General features: G+C 52.2%; 3 protein-coding genes. All 3 read left to right on the top strand.

Annotated elements, in window-relative coordinates:
* The coding region (locus ALB80_RS21630) for a hypothetical protein (RefSeq protein WP_371256015.1) at nucleotides 1–549 on the top strand (549 nt) is incomplete at its 5' end.
* Nucleotides 550–562: 13 nt separating this feature from the next.
* A complete protein-coding gene (locus ALB80_RS21635) occupies nucleotides 563–1015 on the top strand; it encodes a TspO/MBR family protein (RefSeq protein ID WP_050606177.1) in 453 nt (150 codons plus the stop codon).
* 11 nt (nucleotides 1016–1026) lie between these two features.
* Nucleotides 1027–1307: CIA30 family protein (locus ALB80_RS21640; protein WP_216597701.1), on the top strand; the 281-nt coding region annotated here is incomplete at its 3' end.

Consider the following 1307-nt stretch of genomic DNA (forward strand, 5'->3'; position numbering starts at 1 on the left):
CCGCCGAAGCGTATCTATCAAGAACCAATTAGGAAGGAGATAAATATGCTCCCGAAGAGTATTCTTGCGGCGATCCTTGGATCACTTGCAGCCACCTCGCTTCAAGCCGGAGTTCAAATTCGCTTCATAGAAGGCGCACCCAAAGACCGTTTTGTTTTGACAAATGTTGGAGCTTGTGAAGTAGAAGCTTCGACCCTCAAAATTGACTTGTCGCAATCTGCCGGACGTCTGATTTTCGACGTTACCGAAAAAGGCGCGGGTGTAGAGGTATTCCAACCTCTCGAATTCGTTGAGGGTGCAGATGCTCTGCGGCAAATTCCAGCGGTTGTGGACGGGCAAGATTCAATTGAGCTTGAGATCGCCTCCTTCGGAGCCGGGGACAAACTCGCCTTTACCATCGATGTAGATGACACTATCGGGCAACGCGAAATCACCGTAACCGGGTCGGAGATCGAAGGCGCCACGGTGTCATATACTGATGCGGATAAGACCAGTACTGCGACCTTCTCTTCCGAAGCACTTGTCAACGTGACGACAAAGGACTGCTGAAAGCTGTCCAACAATGTCGAATTGGTTGATCCGCATAGCATTCCTTGCGCTTGTGGTGGGCGGCGGCATCCTGATCGGGACATTGACCGCACCTGGCGATTGGTACGCGCAGCTTTCTAAACCGGCTTTCAATCCACCAAATTGGATTTTTGGGCCGGTTTGGACGGTGCTTTATGTCTTGATCGCTATGGTGGGTTGGCGCCAGTTCGAAACAGACCGAAGCTCGACCGCAATGAAGCTGTGGTGGGCGCAGATGGGTCTGAACTTTTTGTGGTCCCCAACCTTTTTCGTTCTGCAAATGCCGTGGTTGGCCCTTGTGGTCATTGTAGCATTGCTGGCTGTCATCGTCGTGTTCATCGCTGAAGTCAGGCACACTGATCGAGTCTCTGCACTGGCCTTCCTGCCGTATTTAGCATGGGTCGCATTTGCCACGGCACTTAACCTTTCCATTGCGATACTGAACTGAGAAGGAACAATATGCGTGGCAACTTCGTTGGGCTTGTTTCAGGTCTATTTATCATCGGATCTACAATGGCACAGGCTGATGGAAATCTTACTGAGGACTTCTCCGAGTCTCCGGAGACGCGTTGGGACTACGTCGCCGACACCGTCATGGGAGGAGTTTCTTCAGGGCAGGTCCAGTTTCGTTCGGAAGGTGATGTCGCATTCGCGCGGCTGACCGGGACCGTGAGTACAGAAAACAACGGCGGTTTCATCCAGTTCCGACGCAAGTTGTCTGATCGACCGGATGAGGGTGT

This window comes from Ruegeria sp. 6PALISEP08 (assembly GCF_001238295.1).
Lineage (GTDB): Bacteria > Pseudomonadota > Alphaproteobacteria > Rhodobacterales > Rhodobacteraceae > Ruegeria.

Coding starts and splice junctions, on each gene's coding strand:
- ALB80_RS21635 (WP_050606177.1), top strand. CDS start 563: ATGTCGAATTGGTTGATCCGCATAGCATTCCTTGCGCTTGTGGTGGGC.